At 62.7% G+C, this 24,594-nt stretch carries 38 protein-coding genes; 1 reads left to right on the plus strand and 37 read right to left on the minus strand.

Annotation, left to right across the window (positions count from 1 at the left end; genetic code table 11):
- Positions 1-43 precede the first annotated feature (43 nt).
- The 15 genes from MLD63_RS10900 to rplO form a co-directional block, all read right to left on the minus strand.
- A complete protein-coding gene (locus tag MLD63_RS10900) occupies positions 44-1,069 on the minus strand; it encodes an amino acid ABC transporter substrate-binding protein (RefSeq protein ID WP_255329926.1) in 1,026 nt (341 codons plus the stop codon).
- A 168-nt stretch (positions 1,070-1,237) separates the two neighbouring features.
- Positions 1,238-1,951: an ATP12 family chaperone protein gene (locus MLD63_RS10905; protein WP_255329927.1), complete on the minus strand. Its 714-nt coding sequence runs from the start codon at positions 1,949-1,951 to the stop codon at positions 1,238-1,240.
- Positions 1,948-2,616 (minus strand): HAD-IA family hydrolase, encoded by a 669-nt coding sequence (locus MLD63_RS10910; protein WP_255329928.1) that lies wholly within the window; start codon positions 2,614-2,616, stop codon positions 1,948-1,950. Before MLD63_RS10910 ends, MLD63_RS10905 begins: the two co-directional genes overlap by 4 nt.
- On the minus strand, positions 2,613-3,659 hold the full coding sequence (locus tag MLD63_RS10915; RefSeq protein WP_255329929.1) for an RluA family pseudouridine synthase: 1,047 nt from the start codon (positions 3,657-3,659) through the stop codon (positions 2,613-2,615). The genes MLD63_RS10910 and MLD63_RS10915 overlap by 4 nt, the downstream gene beginning before the upstream one ends.
- The gene (gene crcB / locus MLD63_RS10920) at positions 3,656-4,030 is read right to left on the minus strand and encodes a fluoride efflux transporter CrcB (protein WP_255329930.1); all 375 of its coding nucleotides are present in this window, start codon (positions 4,028-4,030) and stop codon (positions 3,656-3,658) included. The genes MLD63_RS10915 and crcB overlap by 4 nt, the downstream gene beginning before the upstream one ends.
- 31 nt (positions 4,031-4,061) lie before the next feature.
- Entirely contained in the window at positions 4,062-5,390 is a 1,329-nt protein-coding gene (locus MLD63_RS10925) for a replication-associated recombination protein A (RefSeq protein ID WP_255329931.1), read from the minus strand.
- 61 nt (positions 5,391-5,451) lie between these two features.
- Complete coding sequence (locus MLD63_RS10930; RefSeq protein ID WP_255329932.1) at positions 5,452-6,042, minus strand: acyl-homoserine-lactone synthase; 591 nt, start codon at positions 6,040-6,042, stop codon at positions 5,452-5,454.
- A 66-nt stretch (positions 6,043-6,108) separates the two neighbouring features.
- Entirely contained in the window at positions 6,109-6,720 is a 612-nt protein-coding gene (locus MLD63_RS10935; RefSeq protein WP_255329933.1) for a helix-turn-helix transcriptional regulator, read from the minus strand.
- A gap of 284 nt (positions 6,721-7,004) precedes the next feature.
- Positions 7,005-7,430 (minus strand): 50S ribosomal protein L17, encoded by a 426-nt coding sequence (gene rplQ / locus MLD63_RS10940; protein ID WP_255329934.1) that lies wholly within the window; start codon positions 7,428-7,430, stop codon positions 7,005-7,007.
- Positions 7,431-7,539: 109 nt separating this feature from the next.
- On the minus strand, positions 7,540-8,556 hold the full coding sequence (locus tag MLD63_RS10945; RefSeq protein ID WP_255329935.1) for a DNA-directed RNA polymerase subunit alpha: 1,017 nt from the start codon (positions 8,554-8,556) through the stop codon (positions 7,540-7,542).
- Between the two features lie 118 nt (positions 8,557-8,674).
- Complete coding sequence (gene rpsK / locus MLD63_RS10950) at positions 8,675-9,064, minus strand: 30S ribosomal protein S11 (RefSeq protein ID WP_255329936.1); 390 nt, start codon at positions 9,062-9,064, stop codon at positions 8,675-8,677.
- Positions 9,065-9,076: 12 nt separating this feature from the next.
- Positions 9,077-9,445: a 30S ribosomal protein S13 gene (gene rpsM, locus MLD63_RS10955; protein ID WP_255329937.1), complete on the minus strand. Its 369-nt coding sequence runs from the start codon at positions 9,443-9,445 to the stop codon at positions 9,077-9,079.
- 186 nt (positions 9,446-9,631) lie between these two features.
- Positions 9,632-10,279 carry an adenylate kinase gene (locus MLD63_RS10960; protein ID WP_255329938.1) on the minus strand — a complete coding sequence of 216 codons (648 nt, stop codon included), beginning with the start codon at positions 10,277-10,279 and terminating at the stop codon, positions 9,632-9,634.
- 42 nt (positions 10,280-10,321) lie between these two features.
- On the minus strand, positions 10,322-11,692 hold the full coding sequence (secY, locus tag MLD63_RS10965; protein ID WP_255329939.1) for a preprotein translocase subunit SecY: 1,371 nt from the start codon (positions 11,690-11,692) through the stop codon (positions 10,322-10,324).
- A gap of 106 nt (positions 11,693-11,798) precedes the next feature.
- Positions 11,799-12,284, minus strand: coding sequence for a 50S ribosomal protein L15 (gene rplO, locus MLD63_RS10970; protein ID WP_255329940.1), 486 nt, complete (start codon positions 12,282-12,284; stop codon positions 11,799-11,801).
- A 191-nt stretch (positions 12,285-12,475) separates the two neighbouring features.
- Here rplO and MLD63_RS10975 point away from each other — a divergent pair, with 191 nt between their 5' ends.
- A complete protein-coding gene (locus MLD63_RS10975) occupies positions 12,476-12,892 on the plus strand; it encodes a pyridoxamine 5'-phosphate oxidase family protein (protein ID WP_255329941.1) in 417 nt (138 codons plus the stop codon).
- A 57-nt stretch (positions 12,893-12,949) separates the two neighbouring features.
- Here MLD63_RS10975 and MLD63_RS10980 read toward each other — a convergent pair whose 3' ends face one another.
- The 22 genes from MLD63_RS10980 to MLD63_RS11085 form a co-directional block, all read right to left on the minus strand.
- Positions 12,950-13,390: a GFA family protein gene (locus MLD63_RS10980; RefSeq protein WP_255329942.1), complete on the minus strand. Its 441-nt coding sequence runs from the start codon at positions 13,388-13,390 to the stop codon at positions 12,950-12,952.
- Between the two features lie 465 nt (positions 13,391-13,855).
- Positions 13,856-14,041, minus strand: a complete 186-nt coding sequence (gene rpmD, locus MLD63_RS10985; protein WP_255329943.1) for a 50S ribosomal protein L30 — start codon at positions 14,039-14,041, stop codon at positions 13,856-13,858.
- A 12-nt stretch (positions 14,042-14,053) separates the two neighbouring features.
- Complete coding sequence (gene rpsE, locus MLD63_RS10990; protein WP_255329944.1) at positions 14,054-14,647, minus strand: 30S ribosomal protein S5; 594 nt, start codon at positions 14,645-14,647, stop codon at positions 14,054-14,056.
- A 116-nt stretch (positions 14,648-14,763) separates the two neighbouring features.
- Positions 14,764-15,123, minus strand: a complete 360-nt coding sequence (gene rplR / locus MLD63_RS10995) for a 50S ribosomal protein L18 (protein WP_255329945.1) — start codon at positions 15,121-15,123, stop codon at positions 14,764-14,766.
- 12 nt (positions 15,124-15,135) lie between these two features.
- A complete protein-coding gene (rplF, locus tag MLD63_RS11000; RefSeq protein ID WP_255329946.1) occupies positions 15,136-15,669 on the minus strand; it encodes a 50S ribosomal protein L6 in 534 nt (177 codons plus the stop codon).
- Between the two features lie 12 nt (positions 15,670-15,681).
- Entirely contained in the window at positions 15,682-16,080 is a 399-nt protein-coding gene (gene rpsH, locus MLD63_RS11005) for a 30S ribosomal protein S8 (RefSeq protein WP_255329947.1), read from the minus strand.
- A gap of 10 nt (positions 16,081-16,090) precedes the next feature.
- Positions 16,091-16,396: a 30S ribosomal protein S14 gene (rpsN, locus tag MLD63_RS11010; RefSeq protein WP_255329948.1), complete on the minus strand. Its 306-nt coding sequence runs from the start codon at positions 16,394-16,396 to the stop codon at positions 16,091-16,093.
- Between the two features lie 18 nt (positions 16,397-16,414).
- Entirely contained in the window at positions 16,415-16,975 is a 561-nt protein-coding gene (rplE, locus tag MLD63_RS11015; protein ID WP_255329949.1) for a 50S ribosomal protein L5, read from the minus strand.
- Positions 16,975-17,280: a 50S ribosomal protein L24 gene (rplX, locus tag MLD63_RS11020; RefSeq protein WP_255329950.1), complete on the minus strand. Its 306-nt coding sequence runs from the start codon at positions 17,278-17,280 to the stop codon at positions 16,975-16,977. The genes rplE and rplX overlap by 1 nt, the downstream gene beginning before the upstream one ends.
- On the minus strand, positions 17,280-17,648 hold the full coding sequence (gene rplN / locus MLD63_RS11025) for a 50S ribosomal protein L14 (RefSeq protein ID WP_255329951.1): 369 nt from the start codon (positions 17,646-17,648) through the stop codon (positions 17,280-17,282). The genes rplX and rplN overlap by 1 nt, the downstream gene beginning before the upstream one ends.
- 78 nt (positions 17,649-17,726) lie before the next feature.
- Complete coding sequence (rpsQ, locus tag MLD63_RS11030; RefSeq protein WP_255329952.1) at positions 17,727-17,978, minus strand: 30S ribosomal protein S17; 252 nt, start codon at positions 17,976-17,978, stop codon at positions 17,727-17,729.
- A 12-nt stretch (positions 17,979-17,990) separates the two neighbouring features.
- Positions 17,991-18,197 carry a 50S ribosomal protein L29 gene (gene rpmC / locus MLD63_RS11035; protein ID WP_255329953.1) on the minus strand — a complete coding sequence of 69 codons (207 nt, stop codon included), beginning with the start codon at positions 18,195-18,197 and terminating at the stop codon, positions 17,991-17,993.
- Between the two features lie 201 nt (positions 18,198-18,398).
- Positions 18,399-18,812, minus strand: a complete 414-nt coding sequence (gene rplP, locus MLD63_RS11040) for a 50S ribosomal protein L16 (protein ID WP_255329954.1) — start codon at positions 18,810-18,812, stop codon at positions 18,399-18,401.
- 12 nt (positions 18,813-18,824) lie between these two features.
- Positions 18,825-19,535, minus strand: coding sequence for a 30S ribosomal protein S3 (gene rpsC, locus MLD63_RS11045; protein WP_255329955.1), 711 nt, complete (start codon positions 19,533-19,535; stop codon positions 18,825-18,827).
- On the minus strand, positions 19,535-19,915 hold the full coding sequence (rplV, locus tag MLD63_RS11050) for a 50S ribosomal protein L22 (protein ID WP_255329956.1): 381 nt from the start codon (positions 19,913-19,915) through the stop codon (positions 19,535-19,537). Before rplV ends, rpsC begins: the two co-directional genes overlap by 1 nt.
- Positions 19,916-19,920: 5 nt before the next feature.
- Positions 19,921-20,199: a 30S ribosomal protein S19 gene (gene rpsS, locus MLD63_RS11055; protein ID WP_255329957.1), complete on the minus strand. Its 279-nt coding sequence runs from the start codon at positions 20,197-20,199 to the stop codon at positions 19,921-19,923.
- A gap of 3 nt (positions 20,200-20,202) precedes the next feature.
- On the minus strand, positions 20,203-21,039 hold the full coding sequence (gene rplB / locus MLD63_RS11060; protein ID WP_255329958.1) for a 50S ribosomal protein L2: 837 nt from the start codon (positions 21,037-21,039) through the stop codon (positions 20,203-20,205).
- Positions 21,040-21,143: 104 nt separating this feature from the next.
- Positions 21,144-21,440 (minus strand): 50S ribosomal protein L23, encoded by a 297-nt coding sequence (locus MLD63_RS11065; protein WP_255329959.1) that lies wholly within the window; start codon positions 21,438-21,440, stop codon positions 21,144-21,146.
- Between the two features lies 1 nt (position 21,441).
- Complete coding sequence (gene rplD / locus MLD63_RS11070; protein ID WP_255329960.1) at positions 21,442-22,071, minus strand: 50S ribosomal protein L4; 630 nt, start codon at positions 22,069-22,071, stop codon at positions 21,442-21,444.
- Complete coding sequence (rplC, locus tag MLD63_RS11075; protein ID WP_255329961.1) at positions 22,068-22,976, minus strand: 50S ribosomal protein L3; 909 nt, start codon at positions 22,974-22,976, stop codon at positions 22,068-22,070. Before rplC ends, rplD begins: the two co-directional genes overlap by 4 nt.
- Before the next feature lie 10 nt (positions 22,977-22,986).
- The gene (gene rpsJ, locus MLD63_RS11080) at positions 22,987-23,295 is read right to left on the minus strand and encodes a 30S ribosomal protein S10 (RefSeq protein WP_010400227.1); all 309 of its coding nucleotides are present in this window, start codon (positions 23,293-23,295) and stop codon (positions 22,987-22,989) included.
- Positions 23,296-23,594: 299 nt separating this feature from the next.
- Positions 23,595-24,227: a VPLPA-CTERM sorting domain-containing protein gene (locus MLD63_RS11085; protein ID WP_255329962.1), complete on the minus strand. Its 633-nt coding sequence runs from the start codon at positions 24,225-24,227 to the stop codon at positions 23,595-23,597.
- Positions 24,228-24,594 lie beyond the last annotated feature (367 nt).

Here is a 24,594-nt window from a genome sequence, read left to right on the forward strand (position 1 = left end):
GGGCGGGGTTCGATCCCCGCCCGTCCGTCTTTGTCGTCAGATCTTACCGGAACGGCGGGGCGTACATCAGGCCGCCCTGGGTCCACTGCGCGTTCAGACCGCGTGCCAGACCGATCGGGGTCTGCTCGCCGATGGTGGCCGCAAAGATCTCGCCATAATTGCCGCTGGCGGCGATGGCACGCTTGGCCCACTCGTTGTCCAGACCCATCATCGCGCCCAGTTCGTCCGAAGTGCCCAGCAGGCGCTGGACTTCGGGATTGGCGGAGTTCGCCGACAGCTCTTCGAGATTGGTCGAGGTCACGCCGTATTCCTCGGCCGCGATCAGCGCGTTCAACGTCCAGCGGACGATGTCGCCCCAGTTGTTGTCGCCGTGGCGAACCGCCGGCCCAAGCGGCTCTTTCGAGATGATCTCGGGCAGGATGATGTGATTTTCGGGGTCCGCGAAGGCCGCACGGGTCGCGGCGAGGCCCGAAGCGTCGGTCGTGTAGGCGTCACAGGCCCCGGCCATGTACTGCTGCTCGCCCTCGGCATTGCTGTCGATGTTGACAGGCTGGTAGCTCATGTTGTTGGCGCGGAAATAATCGGCCAGGTTCAACTCGGTCGTGGTGCCGGTCTGGATGCAGATCGTGGCGCCATCAAGCTCCTTGGCGCTGGTGACGCCCAGGTCCTTGTTCACCATGAAGCCCTGGCCGTCGTAGTAGTTGACGCCCACGAAATCGAGCTTGAGGTCGGTGTCGCGCGAGTACGTCCAGGTCGAGTTCCGCGCCAGCACGTCCACCTCGCCCGAGGACAACGCGGTGAAGCGCGTCTGACCGGTCGTGGGCACGTATTTGACCTTCGACGGATCGCCCAGCACGGCGGCGGCGACGGCCTTGCACACAGCGATGTCGAAACCGGCCCAGTTGCCGTTTGCATCGGGTGCGGCAAAGCCGACAAGCCCGGTGTTGACGCCGCAGATCAATTCGTCGCGGGCTTTGACTTCTGCAAGCGTGTCGCCTTCGGCGGCAAAGGCCCCGCCGCCCAGCAGGGTGGCCGCGGTCAGCGTGCCGAGGAATGCCGTTCTTTTCATATCTACCTCTCTGTAGGGTCCCGAAATCGGGTCGGTCTGTCGCGGGATCTTGGTTGATCCCTGCTTGTCAGCGCGTCCCCGCCCGGCGCGGAACGGCGATGCGCAATAGGCGGCATTGTGCCGATACAAGCATCAGCGTCAAGAAAGAACCCCTGAGAGGGACAGGGTTCAATCGGGACGCGAAAGCTGCCAGAGCCGTTCTGCCGCGCGCATAGCCTCGCGCCGAGCCTCGGCCGCCGCTTCTGCTTCGTCGTCGCGACCCCAGCGTTCGGATTGGAAATTCTCGTCAATCCGCGACAGGTCATGCGCTTCGTCGGCCGACAACCGACCACGCGTCACTGCTAGCCCCAGCACCAGCGATCCGGGCAGCGTCACCAGATCATGCAGCGCCGTCAGGCCGAAATCGTCATGCCCCCGGACCGCGGCCAGCAACCGCTCCAACGCGGCGCCATCCTGTTCGACCGGCAGGACGCCATGGGTGATCCGCAACGGCGCGTTAAGGTCGCGGGCGGCCCAATCGACCAGCGGATCCCATCCGCGTGCCTGAAGATCGACCAGCGACTGCGGTTCGTCTGCCCGATAGGACAGCAGATCCGTGCCACCATATTCGGCAAGCATAGCCGCGACCGCGTCGAATTGCGGCCTCACCTTTTCGATTGCAGAGTTCGCGGCGCGCGTCAGCGGCATGTCCTGGGGCACGATCACGTCTCCGACGGCATCCCATTCGGCAGCGACGGCCTCGGCCAGTCTCTGCGTCGGCAGCACGAGCGACAGCTTGCCCGGTGTCCGCAGTGGTCGCGCGTCGAGCATGACCTCTGAACCGCCCTCGACCGGTTTGACGTGGACCGTCTTCCAGAACCGGCGCGCTTTCCATTCACTCATCGCGAACCCTCCGCGACCCAATGGTCGATCGCCCGCGTCAGCGCGCTGAAATCCGATGCGACCAGCACCGCACCCGATGCCTTCAAGTCAGCGGCGGCATGATATCCCCAGCCCACGCCAAACCCGGTGACGCCCGCTGCGACCGCCATCGCCATGTCGAAACTGGTGTCGCCGACCATGACGGCGTCCACCGCATCGACCCCGGTCTCGGCGAGCGCCGAATGCAACATCGCGGGATGCGGTTTCGAGGGGTGGCCATCGGCGGTTTGCAGGCTGACGAAGCGTCCCTGCAGCCCGTGGTGCTGCAGCATCACATCAAGTCCGCGCCGTCCCTTGCCCGTTGCGACGGCCAACAGCAGGTCGTCACGCGCACCAAGCGCATCCAGACATTCCTGCGCGCCAGGGTAAAGCGGCGCATTCTCCGGCACGTGGCGTTCGTGGAAGGCGGCGCGGTAGCCATCTGCCAGACGGGCGTGCATGGCCTCGTCCGCGTCAGGCGCCAGCCGCGCGATCGCATGGGGAAGCGACAGGCCGACGGTCTCCAGCACCGCGTCCAACCCCGGCGCGGGCAGACCAGCGCGATCGAATGCGTGGCCCATGCCCCGGTGGATGTGATGCTGGCTATCGACCAAAGTTCCATCCACGTCGAAGATGATCAGCTTCATTCGACATCCTCGAACGGGTCGGCAGGCACGTCGGCCTCGGCCCATCCCAGCATCTTCCAACTGCGGGCCATGTGCTCGGGCAGAGGCGCGGTGATGGTGATCCGCTCGCCCGTGACCGGGTGGTCAAAGGACAGGCTGCGGGCGTGAAGGTGCAGCTTGCGGCTGATCTCTCCACCAAGCTGGGCGCCCCAGCCGTCGCCCAGGTTTTCCTGACCCGATCCGCCATACTTGCCGTCACCCACGATCGGGTGTCCGATCTCGGCCATGTGCGCCCTCAGCTGGTGGGTGCGGCCGGTGATCGGCACCAGCGCACACCAGCTTGCGCGCGTCGCCAGCGCGTCGAGCACGGCGTAGTCGGTGGTCGCCCGCTTCGCGCCCTCGGTCGTGTCGATATCCTTGGGGTGGATCGCACGCATGCGCTCGCCCTCGCCCCCGCGGCCGTGACCGCCTGCCTTGACCAAACCGAAACGGATCGTGCCCATACGCGGCTGCGGGACACCGGCCACGGCAGCCCAGTAGATCTTGCGGGTCGTGCGATGGCGGAACGCCTCGGACAAGCCCCGCGCGACCCGGTCTGTCCGGGCTAGCAGCAGGACCCCCGACGTGTCCTTGTCCAGCCGGTGGACCAGCTTCGGACGCTCCTTGTAGCCGAACATCAGCGCCGGGGTCAGCCCGTCCACATGCCGGTCGCCCTGCCCGCTGCCACCTTGGCTGGGCAAACCTGCAGGCTTGTTGAGCGCGATGATGTGCTGGTCCTTCCACAAGACGGCCGCCTGGATCATCGCCTCGTCCGATTGCGAGACCGCAGGCTTCGCCTTCGGTGCCGGCGCTTCGACGTCGGGCAGCGGCGGCACGCGCACTTCCTGCCCCGCCTCGATCCGGGTGTTGCCCTTCACGCGGCCGCCATCCACGCGAAGTTCGCCCTTGCGGCACATCTTCTCGACGGCGCCTTGGGTCAGTTGCGGGAACTTCTTCTTCAGCCAGCGGTCCAGCCGCTGATCGCCCTCCCCGTCAGCGACGCGAATGGTCTGAACGCCGCTCATGCCCACAACCCCCGTCCGACGGTGATCCCCGCGATGACGGCAATGATCGACAACACGACCGAGCCCACGATGTAGATCGCAGCGCCGCCGGCCTGTCCGCGTTCCCACAGGGTCAACGCGTCGAGCGAGAAGGCCGAAAAGGTGGTGAATCCACCCAGTACACCAGTCAGCAGCAACGGTGCGTAAGCGTTGCCCCAGCGATGCGCCATCAGCGCCGCTAGAATACCCATGACGAAGCTGCCCACGACATTGACCACGCCGGTCGCAATCGGAAAGCCGGGACCGTGCCAGGCGATCGCTCGATAGACACCGTAGCGGGCCGTCGCACCGATCGCGCTGCCCAGGGCCACTTGCAGAAACGGGTTCATCATGGCGGCTAAGTGTGCGCCTGCGGAGCCGAAGTCAACTGCCGCGCTTCAGCCGCTGCTGGACGAACCAGTCGAGCCGCTTCTTCAGATCGCGCTCGAAGCCACGCTCGACCGGCAGGTAGAGGACCGGCCGCTTCATCTCGTCCGGAAAGTAGTTCTGGCCGCTGAACGCATCCTCGGCGTCGTGGTCATAGGCGTAGCCTGCGCCGTAACCCTGATCCTTCATCATCTGCGTCGGCGCGTTGAGGATGTGCGCGGGCGGCATCAGGCTGCCGGTGCGCTTGGCCTCTGCGCGTGCGCCCTTGTAGGCAGCGTAACCGGCGTTCGATTTCGGCGCGAGCGCCAGATAGATGACCGCCTGCGCCAGGGCGAGTTCGCCTTCGGGGCTGCCGAGCCGTTCGTAGATCGCCCAGGCATCAAGGCAATGACGTGCCGCGGATGGGTCCGCCAGCCCGATATCCTCGATCGCCATGCGCGTGATGCGGCGGGCGAGATAGCGCGGATCCTCGCCGCCCTCCAGCATCCGGGAAAGCCAGTAGAGCGCGGCATCGGGATCGCTGCCGCGCACCGATTTGTGCAACGCAGAGATCAGATTGTAATGCTCATCGCCCGACTTGTCGTATTTCGCCGCCCGCTTCATCAGCCGCTGTGACAGTGCCTCGGGTGTCAGCGGGGCGTCGATCTTCCACGCCATCACCTGCTCGATCAGGTTCAGTGCCGCACGTCCATCGCCGTCCGCCATCGTCAGCAACGCGTCACGAGCGGGGGGTGTCAGCGGTAGCTTGCGGCCGAGTTCAGATTCGGCGCGTTGTGCCAGCCGCTCAAGTTCGGCCAGCGACAGCCGTTCCAGAACGATGACCTGAGCGCGCGACATGAGCGCGGCGTTCAGTTCGAATGAAGGGTTCTCGGTCGTCGCCCCGACCAGAAGGATCGTGCCGTCTTCCATGTGCGGCAGGAAACTGTCCTGCTGTGCCTTGTTGAAACGGTGAATCTCGTCGACGAACAGCAGCGTGCCCCGCCCTTGATCGCGGCGCAGACGCGCGGCTTCGAACACTTTACGCAGATCGGGCACGCCGGTGAAGATCGCGCTGATCTGAACGAAATGCAGATCGGTCTCGTCCGCCAGCAACCGGGCGATGGTCGTCTTGCCGACCCCCGGCGGTCCCCAGAGGATGATCGAGGACAGGCTGCCCGCAGCCAGCATCGCACCCAAAGGTCCATCGGGGCCGAGGATCCTGTCCTGTCCCACCACTTCGGACAAGACCCTCGGCCTGATCCGGTCCGCCAACGGACGCGGCGCGTCGCGGCGCGCCTCTGATCGCTTCTCGTCGGGCGGGTCTGGATTGTCGAACAGGTCAGCCATGGCGAAGCTCAGATAAGCACTCCGCCATGACGATGTCAGTCCCCCAGAAGCCGGCCGTTGATCAATGCATCTTCGCGGCGAGGTTGATCGAGACGCACTGGAAGTGGCCGTCATCGATCCACATCTTGCGACCGATCGCCTCGGCATCGAGGCCGCAACGGCCGTACCAACGCTCCCAGTTGCCGGCGGTCAATGCGATCAGGCGCGAGGCGCCGACATCGCGTGCCGACGAGGTCATCGCATCGACCATGTTGAAATGGACCTTGCGGCGAAGCATCTGCGGCACCGAATGGTTCACGAAGACACGCGTGCATTCCCAGGTCTGCGCGTCGACCGGGGCATCACCGTAAAGCAGGTCCTGCGGGATCGTCCCGCCAAGGATGCCCTTTTGCGCATCGCGGATCATGTAGGAATAGATGCCGCAGCTTGCCGTCGTCGGCGTTAGGCGGAAGCCTGCAAGCACTTGGCCAAGATCGTGGATCGCGATCCAGCGGCTTTGCGGCGTATCGTACTGATCGAACTCCATCCCCTCCGCTTCGGGAAGGTCCCAGTTCTTCTGCACGATGAAGCTTTGCTTCCGGGCGCGGAACAGGTTGGCGAACAGTTCGCCGTGGTTGTGGATGTTCGAGAATGAAAGCGTGGTGGTCTGCATGGTGTCTTACTCCTGGGTTGGTCTTTTTTCCCCGGGATGCATCGCCGATCCTCTATGGGCGATCACCTACAGCAGACGGTAATCCTTGGCTCGCTGCAGCGCCTCAGCCGTGGTCCTGGCCATCAGACGTTCCCGGACCGAGATCAGCCTGGCCTTGAAGGCGCTTTCCGTGATGCCAAGTTTTGCAGCCGCCGCCGCGTGGCGATCCCCCTCGGCAATGCACCTGAGGGCTTCCTTCTGAGCCCTTGTCAGGCTCTCCGGCGGCTCTGTCACATCATGGAGCCGTCGTATCGTTGCCGTGATGTCGGCAATTTCGTCATCCTTGAATTCCCGGTCTGCACGCGCAAAGCTTGCGATCGTGCGTGACGCGATCGGCCCGTTGGACACCGTGAGACCATAGGTCAGCCCATGGTCAGCCGCGTCCTGCAAGATGTTGAACGGATCGGGAATCGGCAAGGCGGACCAACGGCACGCACCGGTAGTCGAGAAGCCCCATGCAATCGTCGGATCGCGCAGGGCATAGCCGTTGGCCGAATAGAAGTCTGACCATTCCTGCGCGTAGGTCTGATGCTGGATCAGGGGCGCGGCAAACCGGATATGCAACCCAAGGTAGTAACCCTTTGGCGACAACTTCCCCAGCTTGTGGAGACTGGCATTGATATCTGCGCGAGTAGACATGGCCTTTTAGACAAATTGTCTCCGGATCGGTCAATGCTAAACATATGATCGGGCTAGTATGGGCACCACTATCATGCGGACGTTAATCCGCACCTAATGCTCAACTTGGAAGCCAAGATTTTAGTTCGGGCGGTTTTTCGCGGGTTTAGGGTTTCCAAACGTCGAAAATCGACGGAAACCCCACGAAAACGGACCATCTCGGCCTGAGGTCAGGCAACCAAAATAAAACACCCCGCCGAAAAATTTCGACGGGGCGTCAGACGTTCACACGCGATTCTTGCGGTTCAGGCTTCGTCAGCGAAGGATGATTCGGCTTCAGTGCGGGCGCGGTCGGCCGCACCTTTCGCATCGGGATCGCGATCGACCAGTTCGATGATCGCCATCGGCGCCATATCACCATAGCGGAAGCCAGCTTTCAGGACACGGACGTAGCCGCCCTGACGGTCCTTGTAGCGTGCGCCTAGCTCGTCAAACAGCTTTGCGACATGCATGTCCTGCTTCAGCTGCGACGCCGCCAGACGACGGGCATGCAGGTCGCCGCGCTTGGCGAGCGTAATCAGTTTTTCAACCACAGGGCGAAGTTCCTTCGCCTTCGGCAGCGTCGTCTTGATCTGCTCGTGCTCGATCAGCGAGCCGGCCATGTTGGCGAACAGCGCCTTGCGGTGTTCGTGGGTGCGGTTCAGGCGGCGATAGCCGCGGGCGTGACGCATTGGTGTCTCCTATCAGCGTTTTTGCTTTGTCCGGCGAACCATGCGTGCGGTCCGCTCTCTTTGGGGCGGGATGCCCGATTGGCGGGGACCGAAGCCCCCGCCGAAACGATCAGAACTGGTCGTCGAAACGCTTCGCCAGATCCTCGATGTTCTCAGGCGGCCAGTCCACGACATCCATGCCGAGGTGCAGGCCCATGCCCGACAGCACTTCCTTGATCTCGTTCAGCGACTTGCGGCCGAAGTTCGGGGTGCGCAGCATCTCGGCTTCGGTCTTCTGAATCAGATCGCCGATATAGACGATGTTGTCGTTCTTCAGGCAGTTAGCCGAACGGACCGACAGTTCCAGCTCGTCGACCTTCTTCAGCAGACGCGGGTCGAATTCCAGACCGTCGTCGCTGTCCTGGGCGCGCGCCGCTTCGGGTTCTTCGAAGTTCACGAAGACCGAAAGCTGGTCCTGAATGATGCGGGCAGCGTAGGCCACCGCGTCTTCGGGCGACAACGAGCCGTCGGTTTCGACCTTCATCGTCAACTTGTCATAGTCCAGCACCTGACCTTCGCGGGTCGGGGTGACTTCGTAGCTGACGCGCTTGACCGGCGAGAAGATCGCATCGATCGGAATCAGACCGATGGGCGCGTCTTCGGGGCGGTTGCGGTCGGCTGCGACATAGCCCTTGCCGTTCGCGACAGTCAGTTCGACGTTCAGGTCAGCGCCTTCATCCAGATGGCAGATGACGTGATCGCGGTTCAGAACGGTGATGCCGGCGGTCTCGGAAATGTCGCCCGCCTTCACCTCACCGGGACCCTTGGCGGTCAGCGACAGCCGCTTGGTGCCGTCGACGTCCATTTTCAGGGTGACGCCCTTGAGGTTCAGGACGATGTCGGTCACGTCTTCACGGACGCCCGGAACCGAAGAGAATTCGTGCAGCACGTTGTCAATCTGCACGCTGGTGATGGCGGCGCCCTGCAGCGACGACATCAGAACCCGGCGCAGCGAGTTGCCCAGCGTCAGACCGAAACCACGCTCGAGCGGCTCCGCGACGACCGTGGCCGTGCGCGAGGCGTCCGCGCCCGGCTTGATTTCCAGCTGGGTCGGCTTGATCAGTTCAGCCCAGTTCTTGTGGATCATGCGTTAGCCTCCATTCCAGTTTCCGATCCATGTCCGTGACCGGAAACGCCCGAGGGTAAAAAGCCGAAAGCCGGACCGCGCCCATGACGGCGCGATCCGGTATCGATGTCGTCAGACTTCAGACCCGGCGACGCTTCGGCGGGCGGCAGCCGTTATGCGCGATCGGCGTGACGTCGCGGATTGCGGTGATATTGAAGCCAACGGCGGCCAGGGCGCGCAGAGCCGATTCACGGCCCGAACCGGGACCCTGAACTTCGACTTCCAGCGTGCGGACGCCGTGTTCCTGTGCCTTCTTGCCGGCATCCTCGGCAGCCATCTGGGCGGCGTAGGGCGTCGACTTGCGGCTGCCCTTGAAGCCCATCGTGCCGGCCGACGACCAGGCAATGGCATTGCCCTGAACGTCAGAGATCAGGACCTTGGTGTTGTTGAACGAAGAGTTCACATGAGCAACGCCGGTGGCGATGTTCTTGGAAACCTTGCGCTTGACGCGGCGAGTATCGCGAGCCATGTCCGTTCCCCCTTACTTCTTCTTGCCGGCGATCGGCTTCGCCGGGCCCTTGCGGGTGCGGGCATTGGTGTGCGTACGCTGGCCGCGAACCGGCAGGCCGCGACGGTGACGCAGGCCGCGATAGGAACCGAGGTCCATCAGCCGCTTGATGTTCATCTGCGTCTCACGGCGCAGGTCGCCCTCGACGGTCAGGTTGCCGTCGATATATTCGCGGATCTGCAGAACTTCGGCGTCCGACAGTTCGTTGACGCGACGGGTCTGGTCGATGCCGACGGCCTCGACGATCTGTTTGGCATAGGCGGGGCCGATGCCGTGAATGTAGGTCAGTGCGACGGGAACGCGTTTCCCAGTCGGAATGTTGACGCCAGCGATACGAGCCACGCGTGTTCCTTCCTGATTGCGGTTCCGTAACACCGGAACCTTTTTTCACAACGGAAGGCCCGAAAGCCAAGCCTCCGGGCCGGTCTATGGGCCACCCGCTTATCGGGTGATTCTCTTGCGAGATGTCGTCACTTAAAGACCGTCAAGAGAATCGTCAAGGGCACGGTCGGATTGCCGCCACCTGCCTCAGCGATCGACGATCTCCGCGATCGATTTGGCAACATCGCCAATCTCGCCAAGCCCGTCTACGTGAGACAGCTTGTCCTTGGCATAATAGTAGCCGATCAGCGGTGAGGTCTTCTTGTAGTATTCCAAAAGCCGCGTGCGCAGGCTTTCCTCGTTGTCGTCGGCACGACGCCGCAGGTCGGTCGAGCCGCACACATCACAGACACCGGGCTTCTGTGTCGGTTTGGTCTCGTCGTGATAGACCTCGCCACAATTTCCGCAGGTGAAGCGCCCGGTTATGCGACGCACCAGCGCGGCATCATCCACGCGCATCTCGATCACGGCATCGAGGTTTTGCCCCACCTCGTCCAGCAAGGCCGACAGAGCGTCAGCCTGGGCCAGCGTCCGTGGAAAGCCGTCGAAGATGAACCCGTTGCCATTTTCGGCAAGTTTCTCGCGAATGAGGCCGATGACGATCTCATCGGTTACCAGTTCGCCGCGGTCCATCACCTCGGCCACACGCTTGCCCATCTCGGTGCCTGAGGAGCGCGCTTCACGCAGCATGTCACCGGTGGACAGTTGGACCATGCCGCGCCCTTCGACCAGTCGACGCGCTTGGGTACCCTTGCCCGCTCCGGGTGGTCCCAGAAGAATGATGTTCACTGACATGGCCTGTCCCCCTCTGGCCCCCGGATGGTCCGCTACCCGCTCTTAGCGGCGGGAGGGCGCGCGTTTCGGTTTGCGTGCGCCTGCCCCGCGTTTACCGCGAAGCTGCGACTTTTCAATCAAACCTTCGTACTGATGGGCCAGCAAGTGGCTTTGCACCTGGTTGATCGTGTCCATGGTCACCGACACGACGATCAGCACCGATGTCCCGCCGAAATAGAACGGCACCGACCACTGGCTCCGCAGGATTTCCGGCAGGAGACATACCGCGGTCAGGTAGGCCGCACCGATCACCAGGATACGGTTCACCACGTAGTCGAGATACTCTTCGGTCCGCTTGCCCGGCCGGATGCCGGGAATGAAGCCGCCCTGGTTTTTCAGGTTTTCGGCCACGTCGTCGGATTTGAAGCTGACGTTCTGCGTATAGAAATAGGCGAAGAACACGATCATCGCCGCGAAGAACAGCAGATAGAGCGGCTGACCCGGCCCGAAATAGGCGAGGATCGTCGACATGATCGGCCCGGTCTGGTTGCCCGAGAAGGTAGAGATCGTTACCGGCAGCAGCAGCAGCGAACTGGCAAAGATCGCCGGGATCACGCCCGCCGGGTTGACCTTGATCGGCAGGTGGCTCGACTGGCCGTCATACATCTTCATGCCGACCTGACGCCGGGGATACTGGATGTGGATCTTGCGCAGTGCGCGCTCCATGAACACGACGAAGCCGATCACGGCCACGACCATCACGATCACGCCGAGGATCACCGGCGTCGAGATCGCACCCGAGCGTCCCTGGGCAAAGAAGTTGGCCAGCGCCGCCGGAATCTCCGCAATGATGCCAACGAAGATGATCAGCGAGATACCATTGCCGATACCACGCGCCGTGATCTGTTCACCCAGCCACATCAGGAACATCGTGCCACCGACCAGGGTGATGACGACCGAAGCCTGGAAGAACAGGCCCGGATCATGCGCGAGATTGCCGGCTTCCAGCGAACGCGCCAGACCGTAAGCCTGGAACAGCGCCAGCGCCACGGTGCCGTATCGCGTATATTGGTTGATCTTCTTGCGGCCCTGTTCGCCTTCCTTCTTCAACTGTTCCAGCGAAGGGACCATCGACGCCAGAAGCTGAACGATGATCGAGGCGGAAATGTAGGGCATGATGCCCAGGGCGAAGACGCCCATGCGGCTCAGCGCGCCACCGGTAAACATGGACAGGATGCCGCCGATACCGGTCTGCGCCTGCTCCATGAAGTTGCGCAACGCCGCGCCATCAATCCCCGGCACGGGAATATAGGTGCCGAGACGATAGATGATCAGAAGGCCGATGGTGAACCAGATGCGCTGGCGAAGCTCGGTGGCCCTGCCCAACGCGCCCCACGACATGTTCGCGGCCATCTGTTCTGCGGCTGACGCCATGATCCGTAGTCCTGTCTTGTGACAACGCCGCCGGACCGTGTTCCGGTCGGCGGCGCCGTGGAATCCCGAAAGCTATCTATGGGGTGCCGTGACCCCGTTCAACAGCTTACTCCGCCGCCGCCGTCTCGCGTTCGGGCGCGGTCACGGTGACCTTGCCGCCGGCCTTCTCGACAGCTTCGATCGCAGCCTTTGACGCGCCGGTGACGGTCAGCGTCAGGCCGGCCTTCAGTTCGCCCTTGGCCAGCAGCCGCACGCCGTCCAGCTTGCGCCGAACGATACCCGCTTCGACCAGCGAATCCTCGGTCACGTCGGCTTTCGCATCCAGCTTTCCGGCATCGACGAAGGATTGCAGCTGACCCAGGTTGATGACCGCGAAGCTCTTGCGGTTCGGCTTGGAGAAGCCGCGCTTCGGCAGACGACGGTAAAGCGGCATCTGGCCGCCCTCGTAGCCGCCCAGTGCCACGCCCGAGCGTGAGGTCTGGCCCTTGATGCCGCGACCGGCAGTTTTACCCTTGCCCGAGCCGGGGCCGCGCGCCACGCGCTTTTTCTTGCGGTTCGCGCCTTCGTTGTCGCGCAGTTCATGCAGTTTCATGTCGCTTCTCCTTGCCGGACGCGTCCCCGAAGCGAGATGGGACGGACGCGGCTTTCAATGATTGTCACAGGGGACCCTTGGGCCACCGGCGGTCCGTAACGAACCCGCCACCAAAGGTCAAGCGCGGTTGGCGGAACCGGTCTGCCTCCGGGGTGCGTTTGCTGACATCAGTCCGGCAACAGGAGCGAGCGATGGCCAAGCCGACGAAGAAGATGATCTCCGAGACGATGAAGCAGATGGATCTCTGCATGATGACGACATACGGCGCCCATGGCTGGCTGGTGAGTCGGCCGATGAGCAACAACGCGCAGGTCGATTACGACGGCGACAGCTATTTCTTCACCCGCCCCGACACCAGAAAACTGCGCGACATTGCACGCGACGACAGGGTGGCGCTGGACTTCCAGGGTGGTGGAGTTTGGCTGACGATCCGCGGCAAGGCCAGCGTCCATGACGACCCCGAGCTTATGCGGAAGCACTGGACACAGGACATCGAGAAGTGGTTCGGCCATGGCCCCGAAGAACGGGGTGGGGTGCGCCTGATCAGGGTGACTGCCCACGAGGCGGAACTGTACGGCCAAGACGAGGGCGTGGTCGACATGACCTGAAAAGGACAAAGGACGACGCTGTGCCAGCGCCGTCCTTTTTTTATCTCGCGGTCGCTGTCATGCGGCGCTGGCCGGCCAGTGGAAGTCCGGGCGGAGGCCTTCGTAGACGGGACGGCCGTCATCGGGCTTAGGATAACCCTTCGATTCATCCCAGAAAGCGTGGTAGCTCGCATCGGGGAAATTGGCGTCGTCGTAGCCCATGACGTTCGGCACGGCGACGCGGATCCGCTTCTGCTTGTCATCGAGCATCAGCGCGGCACCGCAATCCGAACAGGTGCACAGTTCCAGCGGGCCGTTCGGGTTTTCCGCGTTGAATGGCTGGCGGTTCATTTTTTCGGGATGATCAACGCTCAGGTCATTGTAGTTGAAGAACGCGACATGCGTATGCTGCTGGCCGGTGACCGATTTGCAGACGTTGCAGTGGCATTCGTGGTTGTCGATGGGCTCGGCGTCCGATGTCACGTGGACGTGCTCGCAGCCACCCTCATAATGGGCCATGTTCAATCCTCCCCAGATTGTCAGCCACATCAGGTGATGTGGCATCACGCCTCAAGCCTAGGCTCGCCGATCGCTAAATCAACTCAGCAGAAGGGCGGAGAATTTGGCTGTCTCGACAACCATTGCGGTCGTTGAGCCGAATCGAATTTTCTGCTATGTCACTGATTGTCTGAGAAATTGCGGGCTGCCTCCCCGCTAAGATGCTGGCTTGGGATGATCCGGCGGGCTTTGCCCGTTCCAGCGCAGACATCGGCGCCAAGGGAATGAAATTGGACGGTCGGTTCGCCTGCAGTTTGTGAGTGATGGTTTTGATGGTCGGCCATGAACGATGACGAGTGACATCGTGCGTCTCGTGGCGTTCAAGTCAGTTCCCGAAGCTGCGTGGTGCCTCGTTCCGCGCAAAAAGGCGCCCCGGTCTCTTTCGAGGCCGGGGCGTTTCTATAGTATCGAGATGTAAGGTCGAGCTTAGCTGCGCTCTTCGATGATCGTGACCAGATGCGGGATCTTCGCGACCATGCCGCGGATCGAGGGGGTGTCCTCAAGTTCGCGGGTGCGGTGCATCTTGTTCAGGCCCAGGCCCTTCAGCGTCTCGCGCTGGATGGCGGGGCGGCGGATCGGGCTGCCGATCTGCTTGACGACGATGGTTGCCATGTCAGTCGCTCCTTACGCTTGAGCCGAGGCGACGGTTGCGTCGGTTCCGGCAGTCGCTTCGGGGGCCTTTTCCTGCGACGGCAGAATGTCGGCGACCTTCTTGCCGCGGCGCTGCGCCACCGAACGGGGCGAGGCTTCGGATTTCAGGCCATCGAGCGTGGCACGGATCATGTTGTATGGGTTCTGCGAGCCCAGCGATTTCGCAACGACGTCCTGGACGCCCAGCATCTCGAACACGGCGCGCATAGGACCACCGGCAATGATCCCGGTCCCCGGAACCGCGGTGCGCATCACCACGCGACCCGCACCGTGGCGGCCTTCGATGTCGTGATGAAGCGTGCGGCCGTCGCGAAGCGGCACGCGGACCATGCCACGCTTGGCTTGCTCGGTCGCCTTGCGGATCGCTTCCGGCACTTCCTTTGCCTTGCCCTTGCCAAATCCGACGCGGCCACGCTGGTCGCCCACTACGACGAGTGCCGCAAAGCCGAAGCGCTTACCGCCTTTGACGGTTTTCGACACGCGGTTGATCGCGACGAGGCGATCTTGGAATTCCGGGTTTTCGTCGCGGTCGTCGCGGCGGCCCCGGCGGTTGTCACGTTCTGCCATGCGGCATTCCTTTCACGGTGGCGCGCCTCGGCGCCGATTGGGTCAATCCAAGTGGGCGCCACGCAAGGCGGCAGCCCCCGGATCATCGGGGCGGCGATCACGCCGCCCACAAGTCTTCAGAACTTCAGACCGCCTTCGCGGGCTGCATCGGCCAGGGCCTTGACCTTGCCGTGGAACAGGAAGCCGCCGCGATCGAAGGTCACCTCTTCGACGCCCGCCTTCTTGGCCCGGTCGGCGATCGCACTGCCGATCTTGGCAGCGGCCTCGACGTTGTTCTTGCCCACAAGGCCCAGATCCTTCTCCAGCGTGCTGGCCGAAGCCAGGGTCACGCCGTTCAGGTCGTCGATGACCTGAACCGAGATGTTCTTGGACGAACGGTGGACCGAAAGCCGCGGACGGCCGTTGGCCTGAGCCCGCAGCTTGTTGCGCACGCGCAGGCGGCGCTTTGCGAACAGCTGTTGTTTTTTCAATGCCATTTCATGCGCCCCTTACTTCTTCTTGCCTTCCTTGCGGAAGACATACTCACCTTTGTAGCGGATACCTTTGCCCTTGTAGGGCTCAGGTGCACGCCACTCGCGGATGTTCGCCGCAACCTGGCCGACCAACTGCTGGTCGATACCTTCGACGACGATCTCGGTCTGCTTGGGAGCCGTGATCGTCACGCCCTCGGGCGCTTCGAAGTTGACGTCGTGGCTGTAGCCCAGGGACAGCTTCAGAGTCTTGCCCTGCATCTGCGCGCGGTAACCCACGCCCTGGATTTCCAGCTCTTTCTTGAAGCCTTCCGACACACCCTGCGCAAGGTTCGCGACCATCGAGCGGGTCATGCCCCACTGCTGGCGCGCACGCTTGGACAGGCCGCGCGGCTTCACCGACACCGAACCTTCATCCAGCGACAGATCGATATCGTCCGTCGCGGTGAAGCTGCGGGTGCCCTTCGGACCTTTGACCTCGATGGTCTGGCCCTTGATTTCAGCGGTCACGCCCTTGGGCAGTTCGACCGGCCGTTTACCAATCCGAGACATCTGCTGCCCTCCTTAGAATACGGTGCAGAGGACTTCGCCGCCGACATTGGCGCTGCGAGCCGCTGCATCCGACATCACGCCCTTGGGCGTGGACACGATCGAGACGCCCAGACCCTGACGGACCTGCGGGATTTCCTTCGCGCCGGTATAGACGCGACGGCCAGGCTTCGACACGCGCGACAATTCGCGAATGACCGGGGTACCCTCGTAGTATTTCAGGCCGATTTCCAGCTCTTCGTGGCCGGTCTCGGTCGTCACTTTCTCGTAGCCGCGGATGTAGCCTTCGGACTGAAGGACATCCAAAACCCAGCCACGCAGCTTGCTGGAGGGCGTGCGGACGGTCGATTTGCCGCGCATCTGTGCATTGCGGATGCGGGTCAGCATATCGCCGAGAGGATCGTTCATGTTCATTGTCGCCCCCTTACCAGCTCGATTTCACCAGACCCGGGATCTGGCCCTGCGAGCCAAGCTCGCGCAGCATGATCCGGGACAGCTTCAGTTTGCGGTAATACGCGTGCGGACGGCCGGTCAGTTGGCACCGGTTGTGCAGACGCGTCGCCGAAGAGTTGCGCGGCAGCTCGGCCAGCTTGAGGCTTGCCTTGAACCGTTCTTCCATCGGCTTGGACTGGTCGTTGATGACCTCTTTCAGGGCCGCGCGCTTGTCGGCGTATTGCTTGACCATGCGCTCGCGCTTCTTCTCGCGCTCGACCATCGATTTCTTAGCCATATCGTGTTCCCTCCGCGATCAGCTGGTGAACGGCATGTTGAAAGCCTTCAACAGCGCCTTCGCTTCCGCGTCGGTCTTCGCGGTGGTGCAGATGATGATGTCCATCCCCAGAACTTCGTCGACCTTGTCGAAGTTGATCTCCGGGAACACGATGTGTTCTTTCAGGCCCATGGCATAGTTGCCGCGGCCGTCGAACGCCGTGCCCTTCACGCCGCGGAAGTCGCGGACGCGCGGCAGCGCGATGTTGATCAGGCGATCGAGGAATTCGTACATCCGGTCGCCGCGCAGCGTGACCTTGGCACCAAGCGGCATTTCCTCGCGGACGCGGAAGCCCGCGATCGAGTTCTTCGCCTTGGTGATCACGGCCTTCTGGCCGGCGATCAGCGACAGCTCCTCGGCGCCCTGCTTGACCTTCTTGGTGTCCTTGACCGCTTCGCCGATACCCATGTTCAGGACGATCTTGTCCAGACGGGGGATCTGCATGTCGTTGCTGTAGGAAAACTCTTCCTTCAGCGCCGCCTTGATCTGGTCACGGTACTGCGACTTCAGGCGCGGCGTGTATTTGGCTTGGTCCAGCATCAGATCACGTCTCCCGTCGTCTTGGCGAAACGCACCTTCTTGCCGTCTTCCGTGCGGAAGCCGACGCGGGTTGCCTTGCCGTTTGCATCCATCAGCGCGAGGTTCGACAGGTCGATCGGCATCGGCTTGGCGATGCGGCCGCCCTGGGACGCCTGGCTCTGGCGGGTGTGACGGATCGCGATGTTCACGCCGTCGACGATGGCCTTGTTGTCCTTGGGCATGACAGCGGTGATTTCGCCTTCCTTGCCCTTGTCCTTGCCGGCCAGCACGACGACCTTGTCGCCCTTCTTAAGCTTGGCAGCCATCACAGCACCTCCGGGGCGAGCGAGATGATCTTCATGAAGTTCTTCGCACGCAACTCGCGCACGACCGGCCCGAAGATACGGGTGCCGACCGGCTCGCCCTGGTTGTTCAGGATGACGGCAGCGTTGCGGTCAAAACGGATCGAGGTCCCGTCTTCGCGCGTGACTTCCTTGGCGGTACGGACGACGACGGCCTTGCGCACGTCGCCTTTCTTGACCCGGCCCCGCGGGATGGCTTCCTTGACGGATACCACGATGATGTCGCCGACCGACGCGTAGCGCCGGTGCGAACCACCCAGGACCTTGATGCACTGAACTTTCCGGGCACCGGAATTGTCAGCGACATCCAGATTGGTCTGCATCTGGATCATGTGCTCTTCTCCGACCTTTGGGGACCGGCGCGGCTTGCTTTAGCGTCCGGCCCCAGGGTTTCGTGGAACTGGTCGTCCTCAGGCCTGCGCTTCGGCAGCTTCCGTGGTCAGGACGGTCCAGCGTTTGGTCTTCGAAATCGGGGCGCATTCGGTAATGCGAACGGTGTCACCGACCTTGAATTGGTTGTCCGCGTCGTGGGCCCGGTATTTCTTGGACGAACGGACGGTCTTGTGCAGCAGCGGGTGCTTGAAGCGGCGCTCGACCAGAACCGTGACGGTCTGCTCGTTCTTGTCGCTGACGACCGTGCCTTGCAGGATGCGTTTGGGCATGGATCAGTCCTCTCAGTTCGACGCCGCGGCATCGGCCGCTTTCTGGTTCAGGATCGTCTTCACGCGCGCGACGTCGCGGCGAACCGCGCGCATCCGAGCCGAGGATTCGATCTGGCCAGTGGCCTGCTGGAAGCGCAGGTTGAACGCTTCCTTCTTCAGCGCGATCAGCTGATCCTTCAGCTGGTCGGGCGTCTTGTCTTTCAGTTCAGCGGCTTTCATGCCCGCTCCTTTCAACATCACCGGAGAGCCCCGCTTGCAACGGGCCACCCTGATTCCGGTGGAGTTTCGTGATGAAGGCCGTCCCATACAGGCCAACCCCGGTCTTGACAAGCCTTTTGCCGGCATTCGCCGCGAAAAAGGCAACCCCGCCGACGCTTCGGCGGGGTCTGTCGTGTCAGCGGCGCGTGGTAGCGCCGAAGCTTACCAGTCGGCGCGCTCGACGATGCGCGTCTTGATCGGCAGCTTCATCGCGCCAAGGCGCAGCGCCTCTTTCGCGATGTCGGTGTTCACGCCGTCGATCTCGAACATGATCCGGCCGGGATGGACGCGGGCGGCCCAGAAATCGACCGAGCCCTTGCCTTTACCCATCCGAACTTCCGTCGGCTTCGAGGAAACCGGCACGTCCGGGAAGATCCGGATCCAGACCCGGCCCTGACGCTTCATGTGACGGGTGATCGCACGGCGGGCCGCTTCGATCTGGCGCGCGGTGACACGCTCCGGCTCGGTAGCCTTCAGCGCGAACGAGCCGAAGTTGATGTCAAAGCCGCCCTTGGCTTCGCCATGGATCCGGCCCTTGTGCTGTTTGCGGAACTTCGTCCGTTTCGGTTGCAGCATTGTGTCTACTCCTTACCGGGCGTCGCGGCGCGGACCGCGGGGCGCCGGACCGTCCTGAGCCTCTGCGGCCTTACGGTCGCGAGCCTGGGGGTCGTGCTCCATGATCTCGCCTTTGAAGATCCAGACCTTCACCCCGATGATCCCGTACGGGGTCGTGGCTTCGGACAGCGCATAGTCGATGTCGGCACGCAGCGTGTGCAGCGGCACGCGACCTTCACGGTACCATTCGGTCCGTGCGATCTCGGCGCCACCGAGACGGCCGGCAACGTTGACGCGGATGCCCAAGGCACCCATGCGCATGGCGTTCTGGACCGAGCGCTTCATCGCGCGGCGGAAGCTGACGCGACGCTCAAGCTGCTGGGCGATCGACTCCGCCACCAGCTGCGCGTCGAGTTCGGGCTTGCGAACCTCGACGATGTTCAGGTGCAGCTCGCTGTCGGTGAAGTTCGCCAGCTTCTTGCGCAGCACTTCGATGTCGGCGCCCTTCTTGCCGATGATGACACCGGGACGCGCGGCATGGATCGTGACGCGGCACTTCTTGTGCGGACGCTCGATGATGACGCGGCTGATGCCAGCCTGTTTTGCTTCCGACTTGATGAAGTCGCGGATCTTCAGATCCTCCAGCAGCAGGTTGCCGTATTCCTTGTCATCGGCATACCAGCGGCTGTCCCAGGTGCGGTTGACCTGCAGGCGCATTCCGATCGGGTTGACTTTCTGACCCATTACGCACGCTCCTCAACTTGACGCACCTTGATGGTGATTTCCGAAAACGGCTTCATGATCTTGCCATAACGGCCACGCGCCCGCGGACGGCCGCGCTTCATCACCAGGTTCTTGCCGACCCAGGCTTCGGCGACGACAAGGCTGTCGACGTCCAGGCCGTGGTTGTTCTCGGCATTGGCGATGGCCGACTGAAGGCATTTTTTCACGTCGCCAGCGATGCGCTTGTGCGAGAAGGTCAGATCGGCCAGCGCCTTTTCGACCTTCTTGCCGCGGATCAGGGCCGCGACCAGGTTCAGCTTCTGGGGCGAGGTGCGAAGCATCTTGGTCTTCGCCATCGCCTCGTTCTCCGCCACGCGGCGCGGATTGGTTTCCTTACCCATGACGATTACTTCCTTTTCGCTTTCTTGTCCGCCGCGTGACCGTAATAGGTCCGCGTGGGCGCGTATTCACCGAACTTCTGGCCGATCATCTCTTCCGAGACGTTGACCGGAATGTGCTTCTGACCGTTGTAGACGCCGAAGGTCAGGCCCACGAATTGCGGCAGGATGGTCGAGCGGCGCGACCAGATCTTGATGACGTCCGAGCGACCGGAATCGCGCGCCTTCTCGGCCTTCTTGAGGACGTAGGCGTCGACGAACGGCCCTTTCCAAACAGAACGTGCCATGGATTAACGCCCCTTCTTCGCGCTGCGCGAACGCAGGATGTACTTGTCGGTCGACTTGTTGGACCGCGTCTTCTTGCCCTTGGTGTCCTTACCCCAGGGCGTGACCGGCGTACGGCCACCCGAGGTGCGGCCCTCACCACCACCATGCGGGTGGTCGATCGGGTTCATCGCGACACCGCGAACCGACGGACGGATGCCCTTGTGGCGGTTCCGGCCGGCTTTGCCGAGGTTCTGGTTCGAATGGTCGGCATTCGATACCGCACCGATGGTCGCCATGCATTCCTGGCGAACCATGCGAAGCTCGCCCGACGACAGACGAATCTGCGCATAGCCACCGTCGCGACCGACGAACTGGGCATAAGTGCCTGCGGAACGCGCGATCTGACCGCCCTTGCCGGGCTTCAGTTCGACGTTGTGGACGATCGTGCCGATCGGCATGCCCGAAAACGGCATCGCGTTACCCGGCTTCACGTCGACCTTCTCGCCCGCGATGACGCGGTCGGTCACGGCCAGACGCTGCGGCGCCAGGATATAGGCCTGCTCGCCGTCTTCGTACTGGATCAGCGCGATGAAGGCGGTGCGGTTGGGATCGTATTCGATCCGGACCACGATGCCCGACACGTCGAACTTGTTGCGCTTGAAATCGACGATGCGATACAGGCGTTTCGCCCCGCCGCCTTTGCGGCGCATGGTGATCCGTCCGGTGTTGTTCCGTCCGCCCTTTTTGGTCAGACCCTCGGTGAGGGACTTGACCGGACGACCTTTCCAAAGCTCCGAACGGTCGATCAGAACCAGCCCGCGCTGGCCAGGCGTCGTCGGTTTGTACGACTTCAATGCCATCTTTCTGTCTTCCGTTGCTTTGGCCCCTGCCCTTTCAGGCGCGGGGTCCGTTTCAGTCAAAGTTCAAGCGGCCCCCGCGAAACGGAGGCCGCGATCGGTGACGATCAAAGTCCGGTGGACACGTCGATCGTGTTGCCTTCCTCAAGCGTGACATAGGCTTTCTTCACATCGCTGCGACGGCCCATGATGCCCCGGAAACGCTTGGTCTTGCCCTTGGTGATGGTCGTGTTGACGGCCTTCACCTTGACACCGAACAGCGCCTCGACGGCGCTCTTGATCTCGGGCTTGCTCGCGGTTTTCGACACCTCGAACACGACCCCGTTGTTGTCCGAGGTCAGCGTCGCCTTTTCGGTGATGATCGGCTTGACGATCACGTCGTAATGTTCAGCTTTCGCGCTCATCTCACTCTCCCTTGCCCAGACGGGCTTCCAGGGCCTCGACGCCCGCGCGCGTGATCACCAGCGTGTCGCGCTTGAGGATGTCGTAGACGTTCGCGCCCATCGAGGGCAGCACGTCCACGCCCTCGAGGTTGCGGGCGGCACGGGCGAAGTTCTCGTCGATCTCGGCACCGTCGATCACCAGCACGCGCTTCCAGCCCTTGTCCTTGACCGTCTTGGCGACGGCAGAGGTCTTGGCATCGGCGATGGCGAGGTTTTCGACCACAATCAGTTCACCCGCGTTGGCTTTCGCCGACAACGCATGCTTCAGACCCAGGGCGCGAACCTTCTTGGGCAGGTCGAACGCATGGCTGCGCGAAACCGGGCCCTTGTAGATGCCGCCCTTCCGGAAGATCGGCGCCTTGCGGGAACCGTGGCGTGCGCCGCCGGTACCCTTCTGGCGATAGATCTTCTTGGTCGAGTAGCTGACGTCGGAACGGCCCAGCGTCGAGTGGGTGCCGGCCTGCGCCTTGGCGCGCTGCCAGCGCACCACGCGATGCAGGATGTCCGCACGCGGTTCCAGACCGAAGATCGCGTCATCCAGCTCGATCGACCCGGCATCGCCGGAGTCCAGCTTGATCACATCGAGTTTCATTTCTCTTCTCCTTCGGCGGAATCGTCGGCCTTGGGCGCATCGTCGGCGGGCGCGGCATCGGCGTTCGGATCGGCGGCTTCCTTGTCAGCCTCGATCGACGCTTCGGCCTCGGCCAGCGCTGCGGCCTCTTGTTCGGCGGCCAGACGGGCGGCCTCCTCGCGGGCGGCTTCTTCCTCTGCGGCGGCGGCGGCGGCGGCTTCCTCGGCGGCGCGGTGCGCCTCCTTCTGCTTGGCGCGGGTCGCAGCGGGGGTGATCACGTTCTCGGGCAGCGCCTTCTTGACGGCGTCCTTAATCGTGACCCAGCCACCTTTCGAGCCGGGAACCGAACCCTTGACCATGATCAGGCCACGGTCGCTGTCAGTGCGGACGACCTGCAGGTTCTGGGTCGTGACGCGCACGGCACCCAGGTGACCGGCCATCTTCTTGCCTTTGAACACCTTGCCGGGGTCCTGACACTGACCGGTCGAACCATGCGAGCGGTGGCTGATCGACACACCGTGGCTGGCCCGCAGACCACCGAAGTTGTGGCGCTTCATCGCACCCGCGAAGCCCTTACCGATCGAGGTACCCGCGATATCCACGAATTGACCGGCGAAGTAGTGGTCGGCGATGATCTCCTCGCCCACCTCGATCATGTTGTCCTCGCTGACGCGGAACTCGGCGATCTTGCGCTTCGGCGCGACATTGGCCTTGGCGAAGTGGCCGCGCATCGGCCCGGACACGCGCTTGGCCTTGGCCTCGCCCGCGCCCAACTGCAGCGCGACGTAGCCGTCACGCTCGGTGGTGCGCTGCGCGACGACCTGAAGGTTGTCGAGCTGCAGCACGGTAACCGGAACCTGACGACCGTCCTCGAGGAACAGGCGCGTCATGCCGATCTTCTTGGCGATAACTCCAGTACGCAACATGGCTGCCCCCTCAGACCTTGATCTCGACATCCACGCCAGCGGCGAGGTCGAGCTTCATGAGGGCGTCCACGGTCTGCGGGGTCGGATCGACGATGTCCAGCAGACGCTTGTGCGTGCGGATTTCCCACTGGTCGCGCGACTTCTTGTCGATGTGCGGACCACGCAGGACGGTGAATTTCTCGATCTTGTTCGGCAGCGGGATCGGTCCGCGGACCTGTGCGCCGGTGCGCTTGGCGGTGTTGACGATTTCCTGGGTGCTGGCGTCCAGCACGCGGTAATCGAACGCCTTCAGCCGAATCCGGATGTTCTGACTCTGCATTCGTCATCCCTCGATCATTGAGGGTTTCAGTCGAGAGGCTGACCACGCACCACGCGAAGCCAGCGTCGGACCCTTATCGCAAAAACTGCAAGGCCGCCCCCATAGCGGGCGGCCCTGTCAGGCGCAAGCGATTCTTGGCGGATCGGTTGCGATGGGCGGCTTATCGCGAGTGCGCAGGGCGCTGTCAAGGAACAACGCCCCCTTTTCGGTTCGGAACCGGTCTGGATGGATATTGCAACTGGCCGCGCGATCAGCGGATCGCGCGACCAATGATCCCGCACTTCCGAGAGGTGTCTGGCTTAGGCGGCTTTCCGGCGGATCAAGCGGAATGCGCCAAGCCCTGCCAGCAGCAGCAGTGACGACGCGGGCAAGGGTACCGCCGGGGGCGAGGTGTCCGCGACAGCTGTTCCACTGCGCCCATTGATCGAACCGCCGCAATAGAGGCCGTTGCCAACACCCGTCATCCGCACGCTGTATTCGCACAGGCCGCCAGCACGGCCCGTATTGCCCAGCAGGATATAGTTGCCCGGAAGTTGACCGAAGTAGAGAACGCCCCGCGCTGCTTTCACGAAATCGAACTTCGCGACACCATTCGCGTCCGAGGTGATGAAACGCTGGTTGGTCACCCCAAATCCCGACGCGATCACCGCCGGATCTGTGTTGGGTATGCGGTTCAGCGCCGGAGAACCGGTCGCCACGCCATCGACGCTCAGCAACTGCGCGGACAGCACATGATCCATCAACCAGGATTGCGATGCGGCAGTGTCGTTTCCGTTGTCGAGCGTCAGGCGCACGACGGTCGACTTGCCCAGCAGGCTCGAATAGCCGCCGGTTGCGGACCCCGCATCCAGACCGATCTCGAAATCATACTGAAAGGTCGCGGCACTTGACGCCGTTGCGACAAGCGAGGCTGCGACTGTCAGCGCAGCCAATAATTTTCTCAACATGAACAAAGCCCTCATTACACGTACACACGGCACTGATTTTGCTTCAAACTTTACGTGAATGGCAAGTTAGAAATTGCTGTTGGTTAATCCGCTCATGGTTGAAGGGAAAATAGACGGCGGTTGGTTCGCTTCCGGTCGGGTTGCTTCTGAGGTAGGCAGCACGGCGATACTGACCCGGTTTTCGCTTCGTCTGTACGCGCGATCACCGGCCTGCCTCGCGACACGACAAGGCCCGCCCCTTCGGGACGGGCCTTTCGCCTTTGGCGACGCGGGATCGCTCCCGCGTGCGTCAGATCACTTCAGGATCTTCGCGACCACACCGGCACCCACGGTGCGGCCGCCTTCGCGGATG

It is taken from the genome of Paracoccus albicereus, assembly GCF_024359525.1.
GTDB lineage: Bacteria > Pseudomonadota > Alphaproteobacteria > Rhodobacterales > Rhodobacteraceae > Paracoccus > Paracoccus albicereus.

Coding starts and splice junctions, on each gene's coding strand:
- MLD63_RS10935 (WP_255329933.1), bottom strand. CDS start 6,720: ATGTCTACTCGCGCAGATATCAATGCCAGTCTCCACAAGCTGGGGAAG.
- MLD63_RS10925 (WP_255329931.1), bottom strand. CDS start 5,390: ATGGCTGACCTGTTCGACAATCCAGACCCGCCCGACGAGAAGCGATCA.
- rplF (WP_255329946.1), bottom strand. CDS start 15,669: ATGTCTCGGATTGGTAAACGGCCGGTCGAACTGCCCAAGGGCGTGACC.
- rpsE (WP_255329944.1), bottom strand. CDS start 14,647: ATGGCAGAACGTGACAACCGCCGGGGCCGCCGCGACGACCGCGACGAA.
- MLD63_RS10905 (WP_255329927.1), bottom strand. CDS start 1,951: ATGAGTGAATGGAAAGCGCGCCGGTTCTGGAAGACGGTCCACGTCAAA.
- MLD63_RS10910 (WP_255329928.1), bottom strand. CDS start 2,616: ATGAAGCTGATCATCTTCGACGTGGATGGAACTTTGGTCGATAGCCAG.
- secY (WP_255329939.1), bottom strand. CDS start 11,692: ATGGCGTCAGCCGCAGAACAGATGGCCGCGAACATGTCGTGGGGCGCG.
- MLD63_RS10915 (WP_255329929.1), bottom strand. CDS start 3,659: ATGAGCGGCGTTCAGACCATTCGCGTCGCTGACGGGGAGGGCGATCAG.
- rpmD (WP_255329943.1), bottom strand. CDS start 14,041: ATGGCAACCATCGTCGTCAAGCAGATCGGCAGCCCGATCCGCCGCCCC.
- rpsJ (WP_010400227.1), bottom strand. CDS start 23,295: ATGCAGAGTCAGAACATCCGGATTCGGCTGAAGGCGTTCGATTACCGC.
- rpsN (WP_255329948.1), bottom strand. CDS start 16,396: ATGGCTAAGAAATCGATGGTCGAGCGCGAGAAGAAGCGCGAGCGCATG.
- rpsH (WP_255329947.1), bottom strand. CDS start 16,080: ATGAACATGAACGATCCTCTCGGCGATATGCTGACCCGCATCCGCAAT.
- rpmC (WP_255329953.1), bottom strand. CDS start 18,197: ATGAAAGCCGCTGAACTGAAAGACAAGACGCCCGACCAGCTGAAGGAT.
- MLD63_RS10980 (WP_255329942.1), bottom strand. CDS start 13,390: ATGGCCCATTATGAGGGTGGCTGCGAGCACGTCCACGTGACATCGGAC.
- rplE (WP_255329949.1), bottom strand. CDS start 16,975: ATGCTGGACCAAGCCAAATACACGCCGCGCCTGAAGTCGCAGTACCGT.
- rpsK (WP_255329936.1), bottom strand. CDS start 9,064: ATGGCTCGCGATACTCGCCGCGTCAAGCGCAAGGTTTCCAAGAACATC.
- MLD63_RS10930 (WP_255329932.1), bottom strand. CDS start 6,042: ATGCAGACCACCACGCTTTCATTCTCGAACATCCACAACCACGGCGAA.
- rplQ (WP_255329934.1), bottom strand. CDS start 7,430: ATGCGTCACGCCCGCGGCTATCGCCGCCTGAACCGCACCCACGAACAC.
- MLD63_RS10960 (WP_255329938.1), bottom strand. CDS start 10,279: ATGTCAGTGAACATCATTCTTCTGGGACCACCCGGAGCGGGCAAGGGT.
- rplC (WP_255329961.1), bottom strand. CDS start 22,976: ATGTTGCGTACTGGAGTTATCGCCAAGAAGATCGGCATGACGCGCCTG.
- rpsS (WP_255329957.1), bottom strand. CDS start 20,199: ATGGCACGTTCTGTTTGGAAAGGGCCGTTCGTCGACGCCTACGTCCTC.
- MLD63_RS10975 (WP_255329941.1), top strand. CDS start 12,476: ATGGCCAAGCCGACGAAGAAGATGATCTCCGAGACGATGAAGCAGATG.
- rplR (WP_255329945.1), bottom strand. CDS start 15,123: ATGGCATTGAAAAAACAACAGCTGTTCGCAAAGCGCCGCCTGCGCGTG.
- rplB (WP_255329958.1), bottom strand. CDS start 21,039: ATGGCATTGAAGTCGTACAAACCGACGACGCCTGGCCAGCGCGGGCTG.
- rplP (WP_255329954.1), bottom strand. CDS start 18,812: ATGCTGCAACCGAAACGGACGAAGTTCCGCAAACAGCACAAGGGCCGG.
- MLD63_RS11065 (WP_255329959.1), bottom strand. CDS start 21,440: ATGAGCGCGAAAGCTGAACATTACGACGTGATCGTCAAGCCGATCATC.
- rplX (WP_255329950.1), bottom strand. CDS start 17,280: ATGGCTGCCAAGCTTAAGAAGGGCGACAAGGTCGTCGTGCTGGCCGGC.
- MLD63_RS10900 (WP_255329926.1), bottom strand. CDS start 1,069: ATGAAAAGAACGGCATTCCTCGGCACGCTGACCGCGGCCACCCTGCTG.
- rplN (WP_255329951.1), bottom strand. CDS start 17,648: ATGATCCAGATGCAGACCAATCTGGATGTCGCTGACAATTCCGGTGCC.
- MLD63_RS10945 (WP_255329935.1), bottom strand. CDS start 8,556: ATGATCCACAAGAACTGGGCTGAACTGATCAAGCCGACCCAGCTGGAA.
- rpsC (WP_255329955.1), bottom strand. CDS start 19,535: ATGGGTCAGAAAGTCAACCCGATCGGAATGCGCCTGCAGGTCAACCGC.
- rplO (WP_255329940.1), bottom strand. CDS start 12,284: ATGAAACTGCATGAACTGCGCGACAACGAAGGCGCGAACCGCAAGAAA.
- rpsQ (WP_255329952.1), bottom strand. CDS start 17,978: ATGCCCAAACGCATCCTGCAAGGCACGGTCGTCAGCGACAAGAACGAG.
- crcB (WP_255329930.1), bottom strand. CDS start 4,030: ATGATGAACCCGTTTCTGCAAGTGGCCCTGGGCAGCGCGATCGGTGCG.
- rplD (WP_255329960.1), bottom strand. CDS start 22,071: ATGAAACTCGATGTGATCAAGCTGGACTCCGGCGATGCCGGGTCGATC.
- rplV (WP_255329956.1), bottom strand. CDS start 19,915: ATGGGTAAGGAAACCAATCCGCGCCGCGTGGCGGAGAACGAGGCGATG.